The organism is Flavobacterium sp. B167r, from assembly GCF_056824315.1.
Genome location: NZ_CP124859.1, coordinates 722,938 through 743,224, shown reverse-complemented (window position 1 = coordinate 743,224; position 20,287 = coordinate 722,938). Strand labels below are relative to the sequence as shown.

General features: G+C 33.4%; 14 protein-coding genes. 11 read left to right on the top strand and 3 right to left on the bottom strand.

Annotated features, from left to right (window positions below):
- Positions 1-24: 24 nt before the first annotated feature.
- The gene (locus tag QLQ96_RS03580; protein ID WP_482494734.1) at positions 25-1,167 is read left to right on the top strand and encodes a cystathionine gamma-synthase; all 1,143 of its coding nucleotides are present in this window, start codon (positions 25-27) and stop codon (positions 1,165-1,167) included.
- Between the two features lie 83 nt (positions 1,168-1,250).
- Here QLQ96_RS03580 and QLQ96_RS03575 read toward each other — a convergent pair whose 3' ends face one another.
- Positions 1,251-2,045, bottom strand: coding sequence for a THC0290_0291 family protein (locus tag QLQ96_RS03575; RefSeq protein WP_482494732.1), 795 nt, complete (start codon positions 2,043-2,045; stop codon positions 1,251-1,253).
- A gap of 327 nt (positions 2,046-2,372) precedes the next feature.
- Here QLQ96_RS03575 and gdhA point away from each other — a divergent pair, with 327 nt between their 5' ends.
- From gdhA to QLQ96_RS03540, 7 genes are all read left to right on the top strand, one after another.
- Positions 2,373-3,716 carry an NADP-specific glutamate dehydrogenase gene (gene gdhA, locus QLQ96_RS03570; protein ID WP_482494730.1) on the top strand — a complete coding sequence of 448 codons (1,344 nt, stop codon included), beginning with the start codon at positions 2,373-2,375 and terminating at the stop codon, positions 3,714-3,716.
- Positions 3,717-3,838: 122 nt separating this feature from the next.
- Positions 3,839-6,124 (top strand): type IX secretion system anionic LPS delivery protein PorZ, encoded by a 2,286-nt coding sequence (gene porZ, locus QLQ96_RS03565; RefSeq protein WP_482494728.1) that lies wholly within the window; start codon positions 3,839-3,841, stop codon positions 6,122-6,124.
- 75 nt (positions 6,125-6,199) lie between these two features.
- A complete protein-coding gene (gene recO, locus QLQ96_RS03560) occupies positions 6,200-6,913 on the top strand; it encodes a DNA repair protein RecO (RefSeq protein WP_482494726.1) in 714 nt (237 codons plus the stop codon).
- 120 nt (positions 6,914-7,033) lie between these two features.
- The gene (locus QLQ96_RS03555; protein WP_482494724.1) at positions 7,034-8,932 is read left to right on the top strand and encodes an outer membrane protein assembly factor BamB family protein; all 1,899 of its coding nucleotides are present in this window, start codon (positions 7,034-7,036) and stop codon (positions 8,930-8,932) included.
- Between the two features lie 46 nt (positions 8,933-8,978).
- Positions 8,979-10,892 carry a hypothetical protein gene (locus QLQ96_RS03550; RefSeq protein ID WP_482494722.1) on the top strand — a complete coding sequence of 638 codons (1,914 nt, stop codon included), beginning with the start codon at positions 8,979-8,981 and terminating at the stop codon, positions 10,890-10,892.
- Positions 10,893-11,096: 204 nt separating this feature from the next.
- Positions 11,097-14,498, top strand: coding sequence for an isoleucine--tRNA ligase (ileS, locus tag QLQ96_RS03545; protein ID WP_482494720.1), 3,402 nt, complete (start codon positions 11,097-11,099; stop codon positions 14,496-14,498).
- A 6-nt stretch (positions 14,499-14,504) separates the two neighbouring features.
- On the top strand, positions 14,505-14,885 hold the full coding sequence (locus QLQ96_RS03540; protein WP_110307084.1) for a TraR/DksA family transcriptional regulator: 381 nt from the start codon (positions 14,505-14,507) through the stop codon (positions 14,883-14,885).
- Between the two features lie 261 nt (positions 14,886-15,146).
- Here QLQ96_RS03540 and QLQ96_RS03535 read toward each other — a convergent pair whose 3' ends face one another.
- Together QLQ96_RS03535 and QLQ96_RS03530 are read right to left on the bottom strand one after the other, a co-directional pair.
- The gene (locus tag QLQ96_RS03535; RefSeq protein ID WP_057115205.1) at positions 15,147-15,527 is read right to left on the bottom strand and encodes a hypothetical protein; all 381 of its coding nucleotides are present in this window, start codon (positions 15,525-15,527) and stop codon (positions 15,147-15,149) included.
- A gap of 33 nt (positions 15,528-15,560) precedes the next feature.
- Positions 15,561-15,917, bottom strand: coding sequence for a roadblock/LC7 domain-containing protein (locus QLQ96_RS03530; RefSeq protein WP_482494717.1), 357 nt, complete (start codon positions 15,915-15,917; stop codon positions 15,561-15,563).
- A 181-nt stretch (positions 15,918-16,098) separates the two neighbouring features.
- Between QLQ96_RS03530 and QLQ96_RS03525 the strand changes: the two genes are divergently transcribed.
- From QLQ96_RS03525 to QLQ96_RS03515, 3 genes are all read left to right on the top strand, one after another.
- Positions 16,099-16,314, top strand: coding sequence for a hypothetical protein (locus tag QLQ96_RS03525; protein WP_482494715.1), 216 nt, complete (start codon positions 16,099-16,101; stop codon positions 16,312-16,314).
- Positions 16,315-16,433: 119 nt separating this feature from the next.
- Positions 16,434-17,030, top strand: coding sequence for a lipoprotein signal peptidase (locus tag QLQ96_RS03520; protein WP_482494713.1), 597 nt, complete (start codon positions 16,434-16,436; stop codon positions 17,028-17,030).
- 85 nt (positions 17,031-17,115) lie between these two features.
- Positions 17,116-20,274 (top strand): UvrD-helicase domain-containing protein, encoded by a 3,159-nt coding sequence (locus tag QLQ96_RS03515; protein ID WP_482494712.1) that lies wholly within the window; start codon positions 17,116-17,118, stop codon positions 20,272-20,274.
- The last annotated feature ends 13 nt before the right edge of the window (positions 20,275-20,287 follow it).

The window sequence follows — 20,287 nt, the reverse complement described above, 5'->3', positions numbered from 1 at the left end:
TAAGGAAATAAAATTTATAACTATATGAAATTCAATACAAAAGTAATACACGGAGGTCAGCATCATGATCCAAGTACAGGCGCTGTTATGCCGCCAGTGTATCAAACTTCAACATTTGTGCAAACAAGTCCAGGAAAACCTTTGGCAGATTACGAATATAGTAGAGCTTCAAACCCGACACGTACGGCTTTGGAAGACGCATTGGCTAGTATTGAAAACGGAACTCGCGGATTGGCATTTTCTTCTGGTCTTGCAGCTACAGATTGCGTTTTAAGATCTTTTAAAGCTGGAGACGAAATCATTGCAATGGATGATTTATATGGTGGAACATACAGAATGTTTTCTCGTGTTTACAAAGATTCGGGTATTAAATTTCATTTTGTTGATATGACGAATATCGAAAAATTGAAAGGTTTAATCAACGAAAACACGAAGTTAATTTGGGTGGAAACACCAACAAATCCGTTGATGAAATTGGCGGACATTCAGGAAATAGCAAAAATTACTCAGGAGAAAAAAATTCTTCTTGCTGTAGATAATACTTTTGCAACGCCTTATTTGCAAAAACCTTTAGATTTAGGAGCTGATATTGTAATGCACTCTGCAACAAAATATTTGGGAGGACATTCTGATGTTATTGCTGGAGCGTTAATTGTAAAAGATGATGCGCTTGGAGAACAATTACATTTTCAGCAATTTGCAACAGGAGCAACTCTTGGACCAATGGACAGTTTCTTGGTTTTAAGAGGAATTAAAACTTTGGCTTTAAGAGTTCAGAGACATTGTGAAAATGGAGAAAAAGTGGTTGAATATTTGAGTAACCATCCTAAAATTAAAACGGTTTATTATCCAGGTTTAAAAAATCATCCATTTCATGAAATTGCTAAAAAGCAAATGAAAGCTTTTGGAGGAATGGTTTCTTTCGATTTTAAATCAGGAAAAAAAGAAGATTCTATTGCGTTTTTAGAAAAACTAAAAGTGTTTACATTGGCAGAATCTCTTGGTGGAGTTGAATCATTGGCTAACCATCCAGCTTTAATGACTCACGCATCTATTCCTGCAGATAAGAGAGCTGAAGTTGGTATTACAGATGATTTAGTTCGTTTAAGCGTTGGAATTGAAGATGCAGAAGATTTAATTGCAGATTTAGAACAGGCACTTTCTTAAATAATATTCCAAAAAAATAAAAATCCCAAATTCCAATTAATGTTTTGGAATTTGGGATTTTTTATATTGTAATTTATCTGAATTTAGAATTCTAAGTAATAGATGTATCCAAAATTAAACCAAACCTGCCAGTCGTTAGATTCGTTTTCTTTGTAAATGTCTTTATTAGGATTTAATCCGTCAATCCAATCTGAACTATACATTGAGAAACGAGTTTCAAACATTAAATCACTCATCGTAGTCAGTTTATAATGAACACCAACAGCGGCTGTTGCAGATAAAACTACGCCATTTTCTGAAGAAAATCCATGCGCGCGTCCATCAGATGGAGTTAAGTATTTTGCTGGGGTTACGCTAGTCAAAGTCATGTCGCCTAAGTCAGATTTAACTTTTGTTGAATAATAGCTTACTTGAAATCCAAGACTTCCATACGGACTGAAGCTACCAATTGTGTTTTCGAAGTCGTGAATTTTCATAAAAGGAGAAAATTCTATCTGAGCTCCTAAACCTAATATGCTAGAACTTGAGTGCATGTTTTTTAATTGCTGCGCAAATAATGCATTAGGTTTTCTCTCAACCCATTCTCCAAAATGTTTTAAGGTAGTTCTGCTAAAAGATAGATCAGATCTTACTTTAAAATGTTCTGTGAAATAATTTTCTCGATTATTATTTGCAGAAAAATTGATAAAGTGCATGATGCCGACGCCAAAACCGGTGTTTCCAACGTTGGTATCGAAGTTGTGCCTTTCGCCAAAATCAGACTGTAAAGTTACTGGTCCAGCGTAGATTCCAATCTCTTGAGCTAATCCTTGCGCCGATATAGTAGCAGTTGATATGCTAAATAGAGCAAGTAATGTGAAAAATAGGGGTTTAGACATTTTTTAGGGCTTACAAATCTCGGCAAATATATAAAAAACATAATCGATTCAAAATATTAAATTGATGTATTGAAAAATAAGTAGCAAAATACTTAATTTACTAACTTTTAAAAGGTGATTTGAATGTAAACGCCTACAGGTAAAATGTGTTTTTTTGTAATGTTTGAAAAAAACACAAATCGCTTCAAAAAAGTGAAAAATATAACATCGAATCATTATTTGATATATCTTTGTCAGTTAAAACGAAAACGTTTTCTTAAACGTGATTTCGTGATTTTTATAAGAAGTAAAGATTAAACCTAAATTATCTGAAAATTTATTTCAAAGATGGAACAAAAAATAAATGAATTTATGGCTCTAATTGAGTCAAAAAATCCAAACGAGCCAGAATTTCTTCAAGCTGTTAGAGAATTTGCAGAAACAGTTATTCCATTTATCTCAGAACGTAAAAAATACGATGGAAAAAACTTGCTATTAAGAATTGCAGAACCAGAACGTTCTATAATCTTTAGAGTTCCGTGGGTGGATGATAAAGGCGAAATTATTGTAAATAGAGGTTTCAGAATTCAAATGAACTCTGCAATTGGACCTTACAAAGGAGGAATTAGATTTCACCATTCAGTAAACTTATCTGTTTTAAAATTCTTGGCTTTCGAACAAGTATTCAAAAATAGTTTGACAACACTTCCTATGGGAGGTGGAAAAGGAGGTTCTGATTTTGACCCAGAAGGAAAATCTGATGCTGAAATTATGCGTTTCTGCCAATCATTTATGACAGAATTATGTCGTCATATTGGTCCAGATCTTGACGTTCCTGCTGGAGATATCGGTGTTGGAGCTAGAGAAATCGGTTACTTATTTGGACAATACAAAAGAATTAGAAATGAATTTACTGGAGTTTTAACTGGAAAAGGTTTGGCTTATGGTGGTTCATTAATCAGACCAGAAGCTACAGGATATGGAGTAGTTTACTTTACAGATCAAATGCTTCGTACAATTGGACACGAAATTAAAGGTAAAAAAGTAGCTATTTCAGGATTCGGAAACGTGGCTTGGGGAGTTGCTTTAAAAGTAAATGAATTAGGAGGTAAAGTAGTTACTATTTCTGGACCTGATGGTTATATCTATGATGAAGAAGGTATTTCTGGAGAAAAAATCGACCATATGGTTGAAATGAGAGCTACTGGAGATAATAGAGCAGAAAGATATTTAGAGAAATATCCAAACGCTATTTTCCATAAAGGAAAAAGCCCTTGGGAAGTAAAAGTAGATATCGCTATTCCATGTGCTACTCAAAACGAATTGAATGGAGACGATGCTCAGAAATTAATCGATAATGGTGTTCTTTGTGTAACGGAAGCTGCAAATATGCCTTCTACATTAGATGCTATTAAACTTTTCTTAGACAATAAAGTATTATTCGCGCCAGGAAAAGCTGCAAATGCTGGTGGTGTTGCTGCTTCAGGACTAGAAATGACTCAAAACTCAATCCGTTTAAACTGGACTAGTGAAGAGGTAGACTTGAGATTAAAAGACATCATGATTGGAATTCACAATCAATGTAAAAAATACGGTGCAGAAGAAGACGGATATGTTAATTACGTAAAAGGAGCTAACATTGCCGGATTTGTAAAAGTTGCCGATGCTATGCTTGCACAAGGTGTAGTTTAAGATTAATTACAATAATTATAAATGCCCTCGTTTATCTTCATAAGATATCGAGGGTATTTTATTTGTGCTAAAAATTAAATAAAATCACGTTTGTATTATATTTGTCTATTCGAATACATTAAATGATGAAAAAAGTATTTTTCTGCGGTTTGTTTTTATTTCTAATTCAGTTATGCGGGGCGCAGAGCAAATTGTCTTGGCAAGGATATTTTTCATTTAATGAAATAAAAGATATTTCAGAATCGACTACCAGTATATTTGCAGCTTCGGAAAACGCATTGTTTTCAAAAAACACAACTGCAAACATCCTAAAATCTACTACAACTGTTGACGGACTGTCTGGTCAGACAATTTCTGCTGTTTATTACAGCGAGGCATTCAAAAAAACAATAATCGGTTACGAAAATGGTTTGATGATTTTGATAAATGATGTCGACGGAAGTATTGTAAAAGTGGTTGATATCATTAATAAACAATTACCAGCAAATACTAAAAAGATCAATCATTTTATGGAAAACAATGGATTGATATATGTTTCTTGCGATTTCGGAATTGTTCAATTTAATCTTAAAACCTCACAATTTGGCGACACTTATTTTATTGGAGATAATGGAGCTGAAATCAACGTTAGACAAACCACATTATTTAACGGATTTATTTTTGCAGCAACATCCACGGGGATTCGAAGAGCGGAAAGTTCAAATGCTAATTTGATAGATTATAAGCAATGGTCGGTTGTAAATGCGGGAAGCTGGTCTGGTGTAGAGGCTTTAGATACAGAACTTATTGCGGTAAATGATTCTGGATATATTCATCGATTCAATTCAAGCACATTTGTTGGTTTTTCGCAATTGCCTCAAGCGGCTGTTGACATAAGAGCAAAAAATCATAATTTATTTGTTGCAACTGCAAATACGGTTTATGTATACAGTAATCAGATGGTGCTGAATCGTCAGATTACAAATTCTCAGGTTTTAGATAATACTTTGAATTTTAGCTGTGCAACCGCAGTAGGAAATCAGATTTTTATTGGAACAAAAGAAAAAGGTTTGTTTGTTTCTTCTTTAAACAACGCAACGGCTTTCGAAAATACCACGCCTAGCGGTCCGGTGCGCAACAATATTTTTTCTATAGATGCGGGCACAAGTGTTTTGTGGGCTGTTTATGGAGATTACGATGCAGTGTATAACCCATATCCTTTAGATAGCTACGGAATGAGTCGATTTAATGCTTCTGGATGGTTGAATATTCCATATTCTGATGTTTTTGATGCAAAATCGATTACAAGAGTATATGTAAATCCTAATAATGAAAAGCAGGTTTATGCCGGTTCCTTTTTTTCTGGATTATTGAAAATTCAAAATGATGTTCCAACTCTTTTATATAATGAAGAGAATAGCGGTTTAGAGTCGATTACGACAGAAGGTCCAAATTATATAGATGTCAGAATTAATGCAACAACCTTTGATAAATCTGGAAATCTCTGGGTTACCAACAGTAGAATCAAAAACGGGTTGAAAGTTTTAAAAACAAATGGACAATGGGGAAGCTATGCAATGACTTCAATTTTGGACGATGTAGAAGAAGAAAATTATTCGAGTATAGTTGTAGATCGTAATAATGTAAAGTGGCTTGGAACCTACAAAAATGGAGTTGTTGGATTTAATGAAACTACTAGTACATTCAAAAAAATAACTGTAGGTGTTGATGCTGGTAATCTGCCAATTGCTGATGTTCGAACGATCGCTTTAGATACAAAAAATCAGCTTTGGATAGGAACAACAAAAGGTTTGAGAGTTTTGTCTAATGTCTCGAGTTTTCAATCGGAAAGTCAGTTAAAAGCAAACCCAATTATTATAACAGAAGATGATTTGGCACAAGAATTATTATATGAACAATATATTACTTCTATAGCGGTCGACGGAGCAAATAATAAATGGATCGCAACTGCAGATTCTGGTGTTTTTATGGTTTCGCCAAATGGTCAAGAAACAAAATATCATTTTACAATAAATAATTCGCCACTTCCAAGTAACTATGTAAATGATATTAAAATAAATCCTAAAACGGGTGAAGTTTTTATAGCGACCAACAAAGGATTGGTTTCGTTTGGCGGAATTGCAACTGAAGCAAATGACGATTTGAGTAACGTATATGTGTATCCAAATCCGGTGCGCCCAACGTATACAGGAACGGTTAAAGTTGCTGGATTAATTGATAAAGCGAATGTTAAAATCACAGATATTGAAGGAAATTTAGTTTACGAAGTAACAGCTTCTGGAGGAACAATCGAATGGGATACAACCGCTTTTGGTAAATATAAAGTAGCGTCTGGCGTTTACATGGTTTTTATTTCTGCAGAAGATGGAGGCGAAACTAAAGTCAAAAAAGTGATGATTATACGTTAGTCAAAAGTTTTAAAGTCGAAAGTCAAAGCCAGAAAAACTAAATAGTCTAACATCTAAGAAGTCTAATAATCTAAAATGCAAGTCAAAACCAAAGCCATAGTAATTTCATCATTAAAATTTCAGGAAAAAAGCTTGATCGTAAAATGCTTTACGCTTTCTAGCGGACTGAAATCTTATTTTGTGCGTGATGCTTTTTCTAGCAGGAAGGCAAGTCAGAAGATTGCTTATTTTCAGCCTTTTTCTATTTTAGAAATTGAAGCCGTTCATAAGAATAAAGGAACTTTAGAAAATTTCAAGGAAATAAAAACAGCTGTTCCGTTTCAGACTATTCACACCGATATTGTGAAAAGCACTATGGTAATGTTTCTTTCTGAAATGTTGCATCATTCCATTCAAGAAGAAGAAAAAAACGAACAGCTTTTTCTTTTTTTAGAAACAGCATTGACTTGGCTGGATCATCATGACGAAATTTCTAACTTCCATTTAATTCTCCTTTTAGAAATTACAAAGTACCTCGGCTTTTATCCAGATGTCTCTGAAATTGATTTGCCTTTTTTTGAAATGAAGGAAGGAATTTTTACGGTTTTCCACACTGCGACAGCACTTTCCGAACATGAAACCGCTTTATTTAAGAAACTTATTGATTTAAAGTTTGATAACAGTCAAAAAGTTTTTCATGTAATTGAAAGACAACTATTGTTAAAAGTTCTGATTGACTTCTATTCTTCTCATTTAGAAGGATTTAAGCGACCTAAATCGCTCGATATTTTGAAAGAAATTTTTTCATAACCGCATTTCTATTTTTATATATTTGCTCAGTAAATTTTTATTAAAAATATTTTCCATTTTTTAGTAAGAAAGTACGTTCTCACAAATAAATATTGCCAATAATTAAAAAAAAAATCTACCATGAAGAAAATTACGTTTTCGATTATTTTGCTTCTGTCGGTAACGATTTCATCAATTGCTCAAAGAAAATATGATGAAATAGTAACTACAGAAAATGCTGTTCAAGACTTGATTCAAAATGAAATCACAGGAGTTGTTGTCTTTAAAGAAGGCGGAACAGTAAGGGGGTTAGATCCCGAAACAAAAAAAGTTATTTGGACTTTAACAAAAGATGATTTTGGAACTATTACTTCAAAAGATATTTTAAAAGATCCTGAATTTGGAAATATTTTCAAAGAGAAAAGAGATTTGTCTACAGTTCCAGGAAGTCCTTACGTTGAGGCGTATATTAATTCAAAATACTTGATTATCAATACAGATTCAGGTAAAATTGTTTACAATTCTTCAAAAGAAGCATTTTGGGTTTTCCAATCAGATTTTATTCCTGAAACAAACGAATATCTTCTTACTGTTAAAAAAGACGGAGAAATGGCGGTTGCATTGCTAGATATGGCATCGGGAGAAATTAAATGGAATACTACAGTTGATAAAGCAAAATCGTTAATCAGTTTTTCATTAAAAGCTTCAAGCCTTACAAATAAAGCAAAAATTAATGGTAACACCGTTTATTATTTACTTTACGGAAAATTATATTCTTTTAATAAAGAAACTGGAAAATTAAACTGGAAAGCAGACGAGGATTACACAAGATTTTATGAAACGCAAAATGATAAAAATATTGTGGTAGTTAATTCTGCGGGACTTCTTTCAACTAAAGAATATATTAATGTTTTGAGTACAGAAGATGGAAAAAGTATCTGGAAAGAATCTATTAAAACTAAATATGTTGTTTATTTAGAAGATTGGGGTACAAAATTATTAATTGCTCATGATAGCGGTTTCAATTTTTTTGACTTAAAAACAGGAGAGAAAATCTGGAAAAAAGATGCTCGTGGAAATGGTTTGAAAAGAGTAATTCCAATTGATCAAGATTTCTTATATGTTGCAGAAAACGAAATGATGTTGATCAACAAAGATGGAGAAAAGCTTTGGAAAAAATTCATCGAAATTTCTGATGATAAAGAAGATCCAATTTACTACTTAGGAAAAGTTGGTGAAAAAGTAATGTACCTTACAGGAACTTACGGAAACATGGTAGATTATAAAAGTGGAGTTAAACTTTGGAAACGTAATATTAAGTTTGAAAAAAGCCGTCCAGTTTTACCAACTTATGACGAAGCTACAAATTCTTACTTAGTGTATAATGATGAGAAATTATACAAATTTGATCCAAGTATCAACGATAAACCAGAGCCGTTTGCTAAAGTAAATATCAAAAGAGAAAAAGAATTAAACAGTATTGAGCAATTTCCTTGGGGAGTTGTGCTTTCTGGACCACTTGAAGTAATGGGTGTTAATATGGATGGTACAGTTAAATACCACCTTACTTATTCACAGCCTGGAGAAGGAACAAGACGTCTTATAAAAAGTGCTGCTATTGTTGGAAGCATTGGTTTAGGAGTTGGTTCTGTAGCAAGCGATATCAAAGGTGCTGAAGTGACAATGACGTATCGTGATGAAAGCGGAAACATGAGAACTTCAGTTTTGAAGAAAGAAGATAAAACGAATAAAGATCAGGCACAAGCTTATGCGGCTGGTTCTGCGGCTCTTGGTGTAGTAGCGGCTAAATTTAATACTCGTTTTAATGCAATGAAACAAAACAGAGACTTCTCTTATATTTTCTCGAAAGCAGATTCTGGAGAAAAAGTTCTTGTAAAAGTGAGTAAAGCTGATGGAGTTGAGGTTGATAAGATTATTTTCAACAACAACAAGCCAATTTATGAAATTGACCCTGCAACTCAGAACATTTTTTATGTTTCTGATAAGTCAATACAGATTTTCAACAAGAAAGTAAAATAAAAAAACACAGCCATCAGGATCTGATTCTGATGGCTTTTTTTTGCCTATGAAAAAAAGACTACTCCTTATTGCTTTGCTTGTAATTGGTTCAATTCAGGCGCAAGAAAAAATAAGCTCTAAAAAAAAGAAATTTTATATTCCCGTAATTAAGTATTCGGAATTTCCTGTGCTTGATAATGTATTTACCCAAACTGCTTTTTATCAGATGGACAAATCATTGCAAGAAGAAGAAGCCAATCTGAAAAAACATTATTTTAATATCAACGGATACATAAAAGATCCTGCAAATGGAAAGCTGAAAATCTATCTGACTTTTGCACTTCCGAGGTATACTACAACACAAGTAGATAGTACCTTTGATAAAAAAGAAAATAGATGGATCTATGGTGCGCATTCGAACTATATTACAAACGTAAGATTAGATGTTAAGTATGCTGATAAAATGATATTGACTAAAGATTTTGGAGGTTCAGAATCGTATTCAATAAGTCTTGGAAGTAGCTTGGGTACTATGAAAATTGCAGCTTCAGAACATGACAAAAAAATCAGGGCAGCAGTTAGCGATTCAGATTATACCGATGATGGTTTTGAAAATGTTATTTATAAAACGGCAGGGAGAGTTCAGGATTTTCTAAACTATAAATTTGGATATACAACTGACGAATCGAAAGAAAGATTTGAGTTTGTAACTTCAAAAGGGCATTCAGAATACAAACAAATGCTGGCTTTCGAAACGGAGATTACGGCTCAAATGGAGAAAGTAACGCTCGAAAAAGGTCTTGACGAGAAATTGTTGGCGCCACATTTGCAATATCTGGAAAGTCTGTTGGTTAAATATCCTCCGTCGCCTGCAAACGTAAACATTCGATTTATTGTTACAAATAATTTAGCTGAGACTTATTTTTTACTTGAAAATAAAGAAAAAGCATTGCTTTACGCTAATTTGTTAATTGAAAATGATAAACAGGATTCGAGAGGATCTTCAATTATTGAAAGAGTAAATAATGCCAATTTTGCAGATAAAAAAATTAGAAGCCATACCAATCGTTTTGCTGAACTTAAAAAGTTAGGACTTAAAATAGAAGAAGAAAAAGAAGAGAAAAGGTTAGCATTTTTTGAGAAAATCCAACAGCAGGACGCTGAATGGGAAATTGAAAAATCTAATCGTGAAGTTTATCTGGAAAAGATTAAAGCACAAAGACTTAATCTGCTTGATTCTGTACCGTATCAATTAAATGCAGCTCTTTTGGCAAAAGTAATCGATAATCTTGGAGGAAGCCAAGCATTGAAGAAAGTAGAAAAAGCACATTTGCTTTCTAAGATTTCGATAGAAGGAACAAATATTCCTCAAACGGAAGAAAAATGGGCAACAACTTCACATTATCTTCTTAAGAAAAAAATGCCTGAAACTTATTACGAAATAGTGAATGGAGCTGAAGCATGGAGCCATGATGATCGTGAAACTGGTGTAAATGCCAAATGGTCAAAGTTAACGGCATACGATTATACCAATTTGTCTAAGAATGTTGACCTTGTTAACTTTTTAACTGATTTAAGGCTTGATTTGTGGAATAATTTTGAAGTTTTAGGCGAAGAAATGTATGAAGGAAAATTATGTTATCACTTAAATTATTTTGAAAAAACATTAAGTTCCGGAAACAGAACAATCCCAAAAACAGATTATCACGTTTTTATTGATAAAGAAAATTTTAATATAGTTTCTACTGAGAAAACGGAATTTGATAATGGTAATAAAAGTTTTTTTGAAAGAAAATTATTTGGTGATTATCGCCCTATAGTAGGATTGAATTCTGGAAAAATTCCTCATAAGATTAATTATGAAATTGAAGATTTTAACGGTGAAACTATTTATCAGGAAACACGTGAAAAAGTAGAAATAAATCCCGCTTTTGGAAATCGAATTTTTATGAAGGAAGTCTATTTCGGAGGGTTTAAATAAGATGTAAAGCTTATAGAAAGCTATTTTTAGAATTGGTTATTTTTTGATTTTATTAGCTCAGAAAAATGAGAATAATGTCAGAAAGTAACCAATTTTTATATTTTCGTGCTTATTATCTCAACAAAAGTTTGTGAAATTTAAGGAAATTGGCGGTCAATAGTTCAAAATTTCTTACTTTCGCACCTCGTTTAAGAAAAGGATAAAATGAGCACAAAATTTACTGAATACAAAGGACTTGACTTGCCAACTGTAGCGTCTGAAGTTCTTGATTTTTGGAAGAAAGAAAATATATTTGAAAAGAGTGTAACAACTCGCGAAGGCGCTGAGCCTTTCGTATTTTTTGAAGGTCCGCCTTCAGCAAATGGATTGCCAGGAATTCACCACGTAATGGCACGTGCGATTAAAGATATTTTTTGCAGATATAAAACTCAAAAAGGTTTTCAAGTAAAAAGAAAAGCTGGGTGGGATACTCACGGTTTGCCTGTTGAATTAGGTACCGAAAAAGAATTAGGAATTACAAAAGAAGATATTGGCAAAACGATTTCTATCGAAGAATATAACGAAGCGTGCAAAAAAACCGTTATGCGTTATACAGACGTATGGAATGATTTGACCGAAAAAATGGGGTATTGGGTTGATATGGAAGATCCGTATGTGACTTATAAACCAAAATATATGGAGTCAGTTTGGTGGCTTTTGAAACAAATCTACGATAAAGGTTTGTTGTACAAAGGATACACGATTCAGCCATATTCTCCAAAAGCGGGAACAGGATTGTCTTCTCACGAAGTAAACCAGCCTGGAGCGTATCGTGATGTGACTGATACTACAATCGTAGCGCAGTTTAAAACGCTTCCGGAAACTTTGCCTTCATTCTTGCAAGGTTTTGGAGATATCCACATTTTAGCTTGGACGACAACTCCTTGGACACTTCCGTCAAACACCGCTTTGACAGTTGGTCCAAAAATCGATTATGTTTTAGTTAAAACTTTCAATCAATATACTTTTGAACCAGTCAATGTTGTTTTGGCTAAAAACTTAGTTGGAAAACAATTCGGAAAAGGATTTTTCTTAAGTGAAGACGACGCTGATTTTGACAATGTGAAAAATGGCGACAAAAAACTTCCGTACAAAATCTTAACTGAAGCTAACGGAAAAGATTTAGTAGAAATCCGTTATGAGCAATTATTGCCTTACGTATTGCCTTATGAAAATGCTGAAAACGCATTTAGAGTAATCGCAGGTGATTTCGTTACAACTGAAGATGGAACAGGAATTGTACATACAGCTCCGACTTTTGGTGCAGATGATGCTAAAGTAGCAAAAGAAGCAAAACCAGAAGTTCCGCCAATGTTGGTTTTAGACGAAAACGGAACTCCAGTTCCATTAGTAGATTTACAAGGAAAATTCACTTCTCATTTAGGTGATTTAGCTGGTAAATACGTTAAAAACGAATATTATGATGCAGGACAAGCTCCAGAGAAATCTGTAGATGTTGAAATCGCTATTCGTTTAAAAGAAGAAAATAAAGCTTTTAAAGTTGAAAAATACGTGCACAGTTATCCACACAGCTGGAGAACAGACGAGCCGTTATTATACTATCCTCTAGATTCATGGTTCATCAAAGTAACCGATGTAAAAGATAGAATGTTCGACCTGAACGAAACTATCAATTGGAAACCTAAATCTACTGGTGAAGGACGTTTTGGAAATTGGCTTAAAAATGCCAACGATTGGAACTTATCTCGTTCTAGATATTGGGGAATTCCGTTGCCAATTTGGAGAACAGAAGATAAAACGGAAGAAGTTATTATCGGTTCTGTTGAAGAATTGTACAATGCAATTGAAAAATCTGTTGAAGCAGGTTTCCAAAAAGAAAATCCGTTTAAAGGATTCGAAATCGGAAATATGTCTGAGTCAAATTACGATTTAATCGATTTACACAAAAATGTAGTTGATGGACTTACTTTAGTTTCAGCTTCAGGGAAACCAATGAAGCGCGAAAGTGATCTAATCGACGTTTGGTTTGATTCTGGAGCAATGCCGTATGCACAATGGCATTATCCTTTTGAAAACAAAGAAAAAATTGATGACAACAAAGATTTTCCAGCAAATTTCATTGCAGAAGGAGTAGACCAGACTCGCGGATGGTTCTATACTTTGCATGCAATCGGAACTTTGGTTTTTGATAAAATAGCATACAAAAATGTAGTTTCAAACGGTCTTGTTTTGGATAAAAATGGAATTAAAATGTCTAAGAGTAAAGGAAATACGATAGACCCATTTAAAACCATTGCAGAAAACGGTCCAGATGCTACACGCTGGTATATGATAATGAATGCAAATCCGTGGGATAACTTGAAGTTTGACCTTGAAGGAATTGCTGAGGTTAAACGTAAATTCTTCGGAACACTTTACAATACCTATTCATTCTTTTCGTTATATGCTAACATCGACGGATTTAAATACGAAGAAGCTGAAATTCCGTTAAACGAAAGACCTGAAATCGATCAATGGATTATTTCTGAATTACATTCGCTAATAAAATTTGTTGACGAATGCTACGAAGATTACGAACCTACAAAAGCAACAAGAGCGATTTCTGACTTCGTTCAGGAGAATTTAAGTAACTGGTATGTTCGTTTATGCCGTCGTCGTTTCTGGAAAGGAGAATATGCAAAAGATAAAATTGCAGCTTATCAAACGCTTTACACATGTTTGCTTACAATCAGTAAATTGAGCGCTCCAGTGGCTCCATTTTTTATGGATAAATTGTACCGCGATTTAACAACTTCTACGGGAACCGAGAATTTTGCTAGTGTTCACTTGGCAGAATTTCCAAAATTTGTCGAAAACTTTGTTAATAAAACGTTGGAAAGCAAAATGCAGAAGGCGCAAACGATCTCATCTTTGGTGTTGTCACTACGTAAAAAAGAGATGATTAAAGTACGTCAACCTTTGCAAAAGGTAATGATTCCAGTACTTGACGAGAGTCAGCGTGCTGAAATCGAAGCTGTCTCTGACTTGGTAAAAGCAGAGGTAAATGTTAAAGAAATCGAGCTTTTAGACGATGCTTCTGGTATTTTGGTAAAACAAATTAAGCCTAATTTTAAGGCGCTTGGACCACGTTTTGGTAAAGATATGGGGCTGATTTCTAAAGAGATACAGGGTTTTTCTGCAGATCAGATCAACCAGTTGGACAAGCAAGGAACGCTAGATATTGTTATTGCAGGAAATAGTGTAACTTTATCATTAGAAGATGTGGAAATTACATCACAAGATATCGAAGGATGGTTGGTAGCTAATTCAAACGGAATAACAGTTGCGCTTGATATTACTCTTACCGAAGAATTAAAAAATGAAGGTATCGCTAGAGAATTAGTTAATAGAATACAAAACATCCGTAAAGATTCAGGATTTGAGGTTACGGATAAGATTAAAGTTCAAATAAAACGAGACGGTATTTTAGAAAATGCAGTTTCAAAAAACGCAGACTATATTAAGTCTGAAACATTAACAGACGAACTGGTTTTTGCTGACACGTTAGAAAACGGCACAGAAATTGAGTTTGATGACATTAGAACCATTATATTAATTTCAAAATAGTAGAAAATGATAGATGAAATTACAAGATACTCTGATGCAGATTTAGCAGAGTTCAAAGAAATAATCCAAGCAAAAATTAAAAAAGCACAAGAAGATCTTGATTTGATTAAAAGTGCTTATATGAACGATTTGAATAACGGAACTGACGATACTTCTCCAACTTTTAAAGCTTTTGAAGAAGGAAGTGAGACCATGTCAAAAGAAGCAAACTCTCAGTTGGCTATCAGACAAGAGAAATTCATTCGTGACTTAAAAAATGCTTTATTCCGTGTAGAAAACAAAACGTACGGTATCTGCAAAGTAACAGGTAAATTAATTGGTAAAGAAAGGCTTAAAATCGTTCCTCATGCTACAATGAGTATCGAAGCTAAAAACTTGCAACGATAAAATTCACGTAGAAATACATAAGAGAAAAAACGCTCCTTTTAGGGGCGTTTTTTTTGTTTAACATTTGACTATGTTTGGTTTTACTGCTAAATTTATACTTTGAAAGAAATTATTTATAATTAATCAAAATAAACTCAAAGAAAGAGTTCTGTTTTTTGTAAGAGCCTTTTGTCTGGCTTGTTATGTTTTTAGGTGTCTTTTTAAACAAAAAAACCGCCTTTTAAAAGACGGTTTTTATAGTAAATTAAAATTGAGGAAAAACTATGCTAGATTTTTTTCAACTTCAGCTTTGTGTTTTCTTAAGATAGCTCTTGTCATTCCTAAATTAGCTTTTGATGCATCAGCAGCCAAATAAATCATGAATTTTTTGTTTGGAGAAATATCGATAATGTGAATTTGATTAGAAAGTGTAATCAAAATATCTTCGATGTCTTGGTTTAAATTTAATGCTTTTACAGCGCTTAATTTAGCTTTTACAACTTCTAGGTTGTAAGCAGCGGCAAGTTCAGGATCAAAACTAGGGTCGATAGTTAAATTTCCGAAGCTTAATCCAGATTCAATTTCTGTTACTGCTACAGCGATAAAGCCGTTTACGTTAGTTTTCATTTCATTTAAAAACACGTTTAAAAAATCATTGCTCATAGTTCATTGGGTATTTGTTAGTAGAATTTTATGTTATTTCAATAGTGAATTTTTGCTTAATTCTGCAGAAACTTCTTCTGTAGAACGCATTAATAGCGCAAGGTTGCTTCCTTCTTTAGAAAAGGCAACAATGAAGTTAGAGCCGCTTATTTTGTTTCCAACAATAACGCCTTCAGCACTTTTTAGGTATAATTGCTTTAATGAGCCTTTTTCTAAATCAATTAAGAATTTTTCGCTCATAGATAAAATTGCTGCGCTCATAGCGGCTATGCTGTCGCCGTAATCAAGGTTTAATGCGGTGATCAATTTGCCTTTTCCGTTTAATATTAAAGCAGCGGTAGATTTTGTGCTGACAAGAAAGTCATTTAGAGTAGTTGTGATTTCGTTCATGGTTTTGTAGGATTTTCGAAGGAATGTTAAATTCTGTTCATTTGGTATTTGGATTTAAAAAATAATTACTGGTTTTGCTAAACAAGTGTTAATTTTTATTAACAAATATAAATTAAATTATGTATCATTGTAGTACCAAATCAGTAATAATTTAAATTATTTACTACGAAAAACTTACATTATGGCTAAAGTATTGAAATTCAAAGAAGTAAATTCTGACGTAGAGCGCAGAGTGAAAGATTTTGAAAAACTGCGCGTTAAGTTTAAAGCTGATGTAAAAAAGGGAGAAGCTAAGAAATTGGCGGCCGGAAAAGAAAGCAAAGGGATATTTAAGTCCATTTCAGAGTTTTTCTCCGACAGTCCAAAAACACCAGCAAAAGCCGTGGTGAAGAAGTAAACTTTACAAGGTTTAGATTAGCAGATAAACTTGTTTAGTTTGTTACAAAAGAATTAACGCTCCTTTGGGAGCGTTTTTTTTGATTAAATTGTTATTTTTGCCCATCAAAAAATTATAAAATGTCATTACGAAAAGCGTATTTCCTTATATTCTTAGTTTTAATTGTTGATCAGCTTTCTAAAATTTATGTCAAAACAAATTTTGTTTTGGGTGAAGAGTTTGTTATTGCCGATTGGTTTAGAATTCATTTCATTGAAAATGAAGGAATGGCCTGGGGAACCAAAATACCAGGCGAATACGGAAAATTAATTTTGACAGTTTTCAGAATCTTTGCTGTTGTCGGAATTGGCTGGTGGCTTTGTGATTCAGTAAAAAAACGTCATTCTAATTATTTAATAGCGGCTATCGCATTGATCTTTGCGGGAGCAGCAGGAAATATTATCGATTCTGTTTTTTACGGAGTTATTTTCGATGATAGTACACACAACTTGGCAACTATCTTTTCTCCAGTTCCATACGGAACTTGGTTTCATGGACTAGTTGTGGATATGTTTTATTTTCCTATTTGGGAAGGCCAACTTCCAACTTGGTTGCCGATTTTTGGCGGAAAACATTTCGCTTTCTTTAATGCTATTTTTAATGTTGCCGATGTGGCAATTTCTACAGGTGTAGGTATACTTTTGGTTTTCAATAAAAGAGCTTTTCCAAAACACTAAGTTTTATCGATTTCTCAATTTTATTTGGTTTTTTAATTAATAGTGCGCTATAAGTGCTATTTTTACAATATAAAAAATCAAAACTATGCAAAGTCCGTCTTTTTCTATTTATGATGCTTCTGCGGGATCAGGAAAGACGTATACTTTGGTAAAAGAATATTTAAAAATTATTCTGTCTTCACCAAAAAACGATGCATACCGAAATATTTTAGCGATTACTTTTACCAACAAAGCAGTTCATGAAATGAAAAGCCGTATTGTTGGAAATCTGTCTGAATTTGCAAAAGACGATCCGTCTTCAAAAGCAGTAGATTTAATGGAAGATTTGTCTCGAGACACGGGACTTTCGATTATTAAAATTAAAACCAAATCGCAACAGATCATCAAGCACTTAATTCATAATTATGCTGCTTTTGATATTTCTACCATTGATAAATTTACCCATAAAGTTATTCGTGCTTTTGCGCATGATTTGAATCTTCCGATGACTTTTGAAGTCACTTTGGATACCGAAAACTTATTGGTTGAAGCGGTTGACGCCATTATTGCGCAAGCAGGAGAGGACGAAACGTTAACCAAATTGCTTATCGATTTTACAATGGAAAAAACCGATGATGACAAAAGTTGGGATGTTTCGCGCGAGATTCTCGATACCGGAAGGTTGGTTTTGAATGAGAATAATCGAAATGAAATTCTGCATTTTCAAGACAAAACAATCGAGGAGTTTGTTGAGATTAAAAAGAAAATGCAAACGCTTTGCAAAGAGCTGGAGGAAATTAATGAAGGCTTAGCAACAAAAGCAATTGAATTAATTGATAAAAACGGAATTGACCCAAAATCATTTTCGAGAGGAACTTTTCCAAATCATTTAGAGAGCATTCGAAGCGGAAAATTCAATCCAAAAAATAAAACTTTTCATGAGTTTGATGACATTGCCATTAACAAAACGGCAAAAGACCGAGCATTGATTGAAAATATTATTCCAGAACTGCTTCAGATATTGAAAGAGGTTTATCAAAATTTCGAAAAAAGAGATTTTTATAAAGCTTTCTTGAAAAATATAACACCACTTTCTTTGCTGAATACGGTGAGTAATGAGCTTGCTAAAATTCAATCTGAACAAAATGTTTTGTCGATTTCAGAATTCAATGCGATTATTCATCGCGAAATTCAGAATCAGCCAGCGCCTTTTATCTATGAGCGTTTGGGGGAGCGTTATCGAAATTTCTTTATTGATGAATTTCAAGATACTTCAGAAATGCAGTGGCAGAATTTGATTCCGCTAATCGATAACTCGCTTTCTGGGTTAGATGATTTAGGAAATAAAGGAACTTTGATGATTGTTGGAGATCCCAAACAGTCTATTTATCGCTGGCGCGGAGGCAAGGCAGAACAGTTTATTGAATTAAGTAAAGATGTAAATCCTTTTAATAATCCAGACAAACAGCTCAAACATTTAAATACTAATTACCGAAGTTATAGTGAAGTAATTGAGTTTAATAATGCTTTTTTTAAACTGATTTCAGCTGAATTTTCAAATGAAGATTATAAGGATTTGTATGAAAATCATAGTTTTCAAAATACGAATTCGAAAAAAGGCGGTTATGTAAATGTTTCTTTTCTTCCAAGCGTTGATAAAAATGAATTTGCAGATGAAGATGAAGTTGTGGAGAAATCTGATTTGTACGTTTTGGCAACTCTAAATACAATTCAGGATGTAGTTAGGCAAGGGTTCGAATATAAAGATATTGTAATTCTGACTAGAAAAAGAGGTCAGGGAATTGCCATTGCCAATTATTTGACAGAACAAGGAATTCCGTTATTGTCTTCTGAAACTTTAATGATTCAAAATGCATCAGAAGTTCGTTTGATTATTCATCTTTTAAGATATTTAAATAATAGTGCCGACTTAGAATCAAAGGCTAATTTTTTGCATTTTCTTTCTTCAACAAAAGATTTGTCAATGCCTGTGCATGATTTCATTGCTAAAGGAATGAGCTACAGATTTGAAAAAGAATTTGAAGAATGGCTTATGACTTTTGATGTTTCTTTTTCCTTTGAAGATGTGAGAAAGAAATCTTTGTATGAAGCTGTGGAAATTATCATTTCTAAATTTATTCTTCCGTCTGAAGGAAATGCTTATGTGCAGTTTTTTCTGGATATTGTTTTAGAAAGAGATATTAGAAATCAATCTGGTGTTGCGGACTTTTTAGTTTTCTGGGATAAAAATTCGGAGAAATTTAGCATTCCGTCTCCAGAAGGAAATAATGCCGTTCGAATTATGACCATTCATAAATCCAAAGGATTAGAATTTCCAGTCGTAATTATGCCTTTTGCAGATGAAGATTATAATCGAAAACCAAAGGACAAATTATGGCTCGATACTGAAGAAATAGATTTAGGAGTTCCAAAAGCTTTGGTTGATAACAGTAGTGCTGTTGAAAGTTTTGGAGAGAGTGCATTGGCAGTTTTTAATTTGAAAAAACAAGAAGAGCTTTTAGATAATATAAATGTGCTTTATGTTGCTCTAACTCGTGCCGAAGAACAATTATATGTTATTTCTCAATCGCTTAAGGCTAAAACTGATGGCGAATTCCCAAATAACATGGCTTCTTTTTTTATTAAATTTTTGATCAGTCAAGGGGTATATGATGATGAAAAATTGAATTATGAATTTGGGAATAAAAATAGACTCTCAAAGGTTTCGAAAACAGTTGATACTGTAAAATCAATTCCGGCGGTAAGGGAAGTTTTAAATCCGAAAAACATTAAAATTGCACAGCGAGAAGCTTTAATGTGGGGAACACATCAGCAAGAAGCTATTTCGTATGGAAATATTATTCATGAGATTTTGGCTTTCGTTAAAGATAAATCTGATATCGATTTGGCGGTAACAAAAGCGCTAGAAAATGGTTTGATAACTTATGATCAAGTTGATCAGGTTTTGCAGACTTTAAAAGAAATTGTAAATCATGTAGAACTGAATGTTTGTTTTGATGGAAAAGATATTGTTTTAAATGAACAGACAATTGTTCAAAAAGAAGGAAGAATTTTAAAGCCAGACCGAGTTGTATTTTTAGAAAATAAACAAGCTTATTTGCTGGATTATAAAACTGGAGCAGTTAATGCTAAATATCAGCAGCAGATTCAAGAGTATCAGGATGCAATTGAAGATTTAGGATATACAGTATTGAAAAAAGCATTGGTTTATATTGGGGCTGAAATCGAAGTGGTAAATTTGTGAAAAAATTAATCAG